The sequence below is a fragment of the Gordonia sp. UBA7599 genome, assembly GCA_002477755.1.
Taxonomy (GTDB): Bacteria; Actinomycetota; Actinomycetes; order Mycobacteriales; family Mycobacteriaceae; genus Gordonia.
In genome coordinates this window covers 1-5,205 of record DLKD01000151.1, presented here as the reverse complement: position 1 = coordinate 5,205, position 5,205 = coordinate 1, and the positions used below count along the sequence as shown (strand labels likewise).

The following is a 5,205-nucleotide window of genomic DNA, read 5'->3' as shown; positions in this document are numbered from 1 at the left end:
CGTTCAGCGAGATGTGGAATTTGAACGCGATGATGTCGTTCATACAAGACAGCGTCATGATCGCGTAGAACGAGATCGCCATCGCACCGATGCCGGTGCGCACCGGAACGTCGCGCGGGCGCTGCAGCAGGTTGTGATGAGCGTCATCGCCGGTGAGGCGCTTCTCGATCCAGGGGTAGGAGAACATGCCGGCAAACATCACGCCGATGATGACGACGACCCAGAAGATCGCCGGGATCGTGTGATTGCCGAAGTAGATCTCCCACGGCGGCATCAAGCGGGCCAGACCGTCAGTCCACTGCATGTAGATGTCGGGCTGCGAACCTGCGGAGACCTGAGCCGGGTTGTACGGACCGATGGTCCACACCGGGTTGATCTGGAAGACGCCGGCCATCAGCGACAGCACGCCGAAGGTGATCGCGAAGAACGCGCCGGCCTTGGCGGCGAACACCGGGAGGATGCGGACGCCGACGACGTTGCGCTCGGTGCGGCCCGGGCCGGGGAACTGTGTGTGCTTCTGGTACCAGACAAGCGCAAGGTGCGCGCCGATCAGTGCCAGGATGATCGCCGGGAACAGCAGGATGTGCAGCACGTACATGCGCGGGATGATGATGTCGCCGGGGAAGTCACCGCCGAACAATGCCCAGTGGATCCAGGTGCCGACGAGCGGGATACCCAGGACGATGCCGCTCATGGCTGCGCGGACGCCGGTGCCCGAGAGCAGGTCGTCGGGGAGCGAGTAACCGAAGAAGCCCTCGAACATCGCCAGCAGCAGCAGCAGGCAGCCGATGATCCAGTTGGCCTCGCGCGGACGGCGGAACGCACCGGTGAAGAAGATGCGAACCATGTGGATGATGATCGACGCGGCGAATAGCAGCGCGGCCCAGTGGTGGATCTGACGGACGAACAGGCCGCCGCGCACCTCGAAGGAGATGTTCAACGTCGTCTCGTACGCCCGGCTCATCATGACGCCGTTGAGCGGCTGGTAGTCGCCGTGGTAGATGACGTGGGCCATCGACGGGTCGAAGAACAGCGTGAGGTACACGCCCGAGAGCAGCAGGATGACGAACGAGTAGAGCGCGACCTCACCCAGCAGGAACGACCAGTGGGTGGGGAACACCTTGTTGATCTGCCGGCGCATGCCCGCAGCAAGGTGGTAGCGCGAATCGACTTCCTCAGCCTGTGTTCCGAGGCGATCGGCGATGGTGGTCATGATTTCCGCTCCCAGAATGCCGGTCCGACGGGCTCGATGAAGTCACCTGCGGCGACCATGTAGCCCTGGTTGTTCACCGTGAGTGGTAGCTGCGCCAAGGCGCGGGCAGCCGGTCCGAAGATCGGCTTGGCGTACTCCAGCGCGTTGAACTGCGACTGGTGGCACGGGCACAAAATGCGGTTGGTCTGCTGCTCGAACAGTGAGGTCGGGCAACCGAGGTGGCTGCAGACCTTGGTGTACGCGTAGTAGTCGCCGTAGTTGAAGCTCTCCTGGCCCTTGCGCTTGATGACCTTGGCGGCGTCCTCGGGGCGCAGCCGGATCAGCATGACGGGGTTCCGGACGGCGCGCAGGCCTTCCAGCAGCTTGTGGCGGGACTCCTCGGTCTCGCCGTGGCCGTCTGAGGGGCGCCACGGGAACACCGTTTCCATCGCACCGGCGTCGAGATCCTCCGGACGGATGAGTGCAACCTGGTAGGGGTTGCCGGTGTCACGGCGCAGGAAGATCGTCTCGTTCGGGTTCTCCGGTGGGTTGTAGATCGGCGACCATCCGCTGTGCCACAGCGGTGCCTTGTCCCGCAGGGCCCAGGGATTCTTGATGAATCCGCCGAGGGCGGCGATCAGGCCGGTCAGCGCGAAGGCTCCCAGGCCGAAGGCCGCCGAACCGAGGATCATCTTCCGGCGCGGCAGCGTCGAGGTCTCCAGTGCATCGCCGAGCAGGGCAACGGTGGTCTTCTTGTCGACCTCCGACGACCCGCCGTCGTGGCGGTCCTGGACTGCGATCTCTGCCGGGATGAAGCGCTTGGTGATCGCGACGACACCGAGGCCGATCGAGAGGATCGAAAGGCCGAAGGTGATGCCCAGCAGCGGCGTGTTGTACGAGTACAGCCAGTAGTTCGGCTGGTTCGGCATCACGAATTCCCAGTGGTTGAACAGGAAGACGATCAGGCACGCCAGCGCGGAGATGCCGGCGAGGGTGAACCAGAAGGTGACCGCGCGGGCGGCGCGCTTCTCGGCGCGGGTGCCCGGGACGGGGAAGCGGGGCTCGCGGTGAAGGATCTCGACACCGTCGAGGTTGGTGCCGAGTTTGACCAGCTCGTCACGGTCCATCTCGGCGAGTTCCTCGCTCGTCGGGGTGTTTTCCGTTGCGCTCATGTCCGCGATCCCATCCACATGGCAAAGGTGACGATCGCACCGATGCCGACGACCCACATGACCATGCCCTCGCTGACGGGGCCGAACCCGCCCAAGCCGAGTCCGCCGGGCTGGGTGGACTCCGAGGAGTACTTGATGAAGCCGATGATGTCCTTCTTCTCCTCGAGGGACAGCTGGCGGTTGCTGAACTTCGGCATGTTCTGCGGCCCGGTGAGCATGGCCGTGTAGATCTGCTGCTCATTGGCCGGGTCGAGGTTGGGGGCGAACTTGCCCGACGACAGTGCGCCACCGCGGCCGGTGAAGTTGTGGCACGACGCGCAGTTGAGGCGGAAGAGCTCGCTGCCGCGGCCGAGGTTCTTCCCGCGCAGGGACTCCTGGGCCACGACCGGGATGCCGTTGGCATCTGTCTTGATCGTCCCGTCGGCGTTGCGTGCGTAGTAGACCTGCGGTCCGCCCGAGATGGACTGGACGAACTTTCCGAGCTGGGTGATCTGCGCCTCGGTGAACTTGGCGGGCTTGCGGGTCACCTGGGCCTCGTTGCGGGCTGCGGGCATGCGGCCGGAGGAGACCTGGAAGTAGACGGCCGCGTCGCCGACGCCGATGAGCGACGGTCCGCGGTCCTCGACACCCTGCAGGTTGGAGCCGTGACAGCTGATGCACGACGTGTCGTAGAGCTGCTTGCCGGCGTCGATCATCGCCTGCGACTGGCTGGCGGGATCGGCGACCGCGACCTGGGCCTTCGGAGTGAGCAGGGCGGTGATAACGCCGGCGGAGAGCAGTCCGGCCAGCAGCAGGACAGTTCCCGAAGCGCGGCGGCGCAGCTTTCGCCGGGCCTTGACCGAGCGCCCCGATGCGGCGGCTTCGTCGTTCGCGATATCCGACGTTCGCGGTGGAGATGTACTCATCTGTGACTCTCTACTAAGCGGACTGACCGGGCTGAGTTGGTGGGCTAGCGGATGAAGTAGATGGTGACGAACAGGGCGATCCACACGATGTCGACGAAGTGCCAGTAGTACGACACGACGATGGCCGCCGTCGCCTGCGCGGGCGTGAACTTGGACAACGTGGTGCGTATCAACAGGAAGATGAACGCGACGAGGCCGCCGATGACGTGCAAGCCGTGGAAACCGGTGGCCATGTAGAAGACCGAGCCGTACGCGCTCGACGAGAGCGTGGTGCCGTGCTGGACGAGGTGGACGTACTCGTAGGCCTGACCGCCGACGAAGAACGCACCCATGATGAACGTCAGGATGTACCAGCGGCGCAGGCCGAAGACATCACCGCGCTCGGCTGCGAACACGCCCATCTGACACGTCACCGAGGAGAGGATCAGAACGGTGGTCACTGGGACGGCCAGCCAGAGGTTGAGTTCGGTCGGCGGCGTGGGCCACTCGCCGACGGAGTTGTTCGCGCGGGCGACGAAGTACATCGCGAACAACCCGGCGAAAAACATCAGCTCACTGGAGAGCCACACGATCGTGCCGACGCTGACCATATTGGGCCGGTTCAGCGAGTGCACCCGAGCCGTGATGGCCGTTGACGGGGTACCTGCAGCGCTAGTCACACAAGAAGTATGACGGTTCGTAGTAAAGCGTGACCACCGGGGTAGCCAAATTGCTCAAACAATTTATGGCGCTGCAGGTAGAACTATGTCGGCGCGACCGCGCTCGGCGTGTCTACAGCGCCGATCGGGTACCAATCGGTCGGTCAAACCGCCTTCGGCCCCTCGTTTAGGGTGGATGCGTGAGTACTGATCAGCCGCAGTTGAGTTGGCCATTCGTCCTCGGTCTGGTGACCGATGGACACGACCTGACCGCAGAGCAGGCGCGGTGGGCGATGAACGAGATCATGGCCGATGCGGCGACGAGCGCGCAGATTGCCGGGTTTGGCCTCGCCGTGAAGATGAAGGGCGCGGCACCGGAGGAGCTGAACGGTCTCGCCGAGGCGATGCTCGAGCACGCCAAGCGGGTGCGAGTCGAGACCGCGGCGGTTGACGTAGTAGGCACCGGGGGTGATCGCTCGCACACCGTGAACATCTCGACGATGGCGTCGATCGTCGTCGCCGCTGCCGGTGTGCCGGTGGTCAAGCACGGCAATCGGGCGGCGTCGTCGAAGAGTGGTGGTGCCGACGTGCTCGAAGCGCTGGGCGTGGCCATCAATCTGGATGCGGATGCCGTGGCGCGCTGCGTGGAGGAGGTCGGGATCGGTTTCTGCTTCGCCCCGGTGTTCCATCCGGCGTTCCGCTTTACCGGCCCGCCGCGCAAGGAGCTGGGCGTGCCGACGGTCTTCAACGTGTTGGGCCCGCTGACCAACCCGGCTCAGCCGCGGGCGGGCCTGATCGGATGCGCGTTCCCCGACCTGGCGCCAGTGCTCGCGCAGTCGTTTGCCGACCGGGGTTCCTCGGTCCTCGTCGTACGCGGCGATGACGGTCTCGATGAACTCACGACCACGGGCACGTCGACGGTGTGGCAGGTCGCCGAGGAGACGGTCACCCAGCATCGCCTCGACCCGGCTGCGGACCTTGGTATTTCGCGAGTTGAGTTGTCGGCACTGCAGGGCGGCGATGCCCAGGACAACGCGCGCGTGGCCCGCGACCTGTTCGCCGGTGCCACCGGGCCGGTCCGTGACGCCGTGCTGTTGAACGCAGGAGGGGCGCTCGTGGCAGAGGCGCAGACCGGTCCGATGAGTCGGGAAGAACTGGTCGCCGCGCTTGCGAAGGCGATTGGTCGTGTGGCCGAGGCGATCGACTCCGGCGGTGCGGCCGACGTGCTCGAGCGCTGGGCGCGGCTCAGCACCTCCCTGGCGCAGGCCTGAGGGTAATTCGCCTACGGCGCTCGAGTC

5 protein-coding genes are annotated in these 5,205 nt (G+C 65.1%); 1 reads left to right on the top strand and 4 read right to left on the bottom strand.

Features of this window, described 5'->3' with window-relative positions:
• From B4L26_RS17650 to B4L26_RS17635, 4 genes are all read right to left on the bottom strand, one after another.
• Positions 1-1,213: cytochrome b (locus B4L26_RS17650; RefSeq protein WP_290720994.1), on the bottom strand; the 1,213-nt coding region annotated here is incomplete at its 3' end.
• Complete coding sequence (locus tag B4L26_RS17645; protein ID WP_290720991.1) at positions 1,210-2,364, bottom strand: ubiquinol-cytochrome c reductase iron-sulfur subunit; 1,155 nt, start codon at positions 2,362-2,364, stop codon at positions 1,210-1,212. The genes B4L26_RS17650 and B4L26_RS17645, both read right to left, overlap by 4 nt.
• Complete coding sequence (locus tag B4L26_RS17640; RefSeq protein WP_290720989.1) at positions 2,361-3,269, bottom strand: cytochrome c; 909 nt, start codon at positions 3,267-3,269, stop codon at positions 2,361-2,363. Before B4L26_RS17640 ends, B4L26_RS17645 begins: the two co-directional genes overlap by 4 nt.
• Positions 3,270-3,313: 44 nt before the next feature.
• Positions 3,314-3,928: a cytochrome c oxidase subunit 3 gene (locus tag B4L26_RS17635; protein ID WP_290720987.1), complete on the bottom strand. Its 615-nt coding sequence runs from the start codon at positions 3,926-3,928 to the stop codon at positions 3,314-3,316.
• 179 nt (positions 3,929-4,107) lie between these two features.
• Between B4L26_RS17635 and trpD the strand changes: the two genes are divergently transcribed.
• Positions 4,108-5,178, top strand: coding sequence for an anthranilate phosphoribosyltransferase (trpD, locus tag B4L26_RS17630; protein WP_290720984.1), 1,071 nt, complete (start codon positions 4,108-4,110; stop codon positions 5,176-5,178).
• The last annotated feature ends 27 nt before the right edge of the window (positions 5,179-5,205 follow it).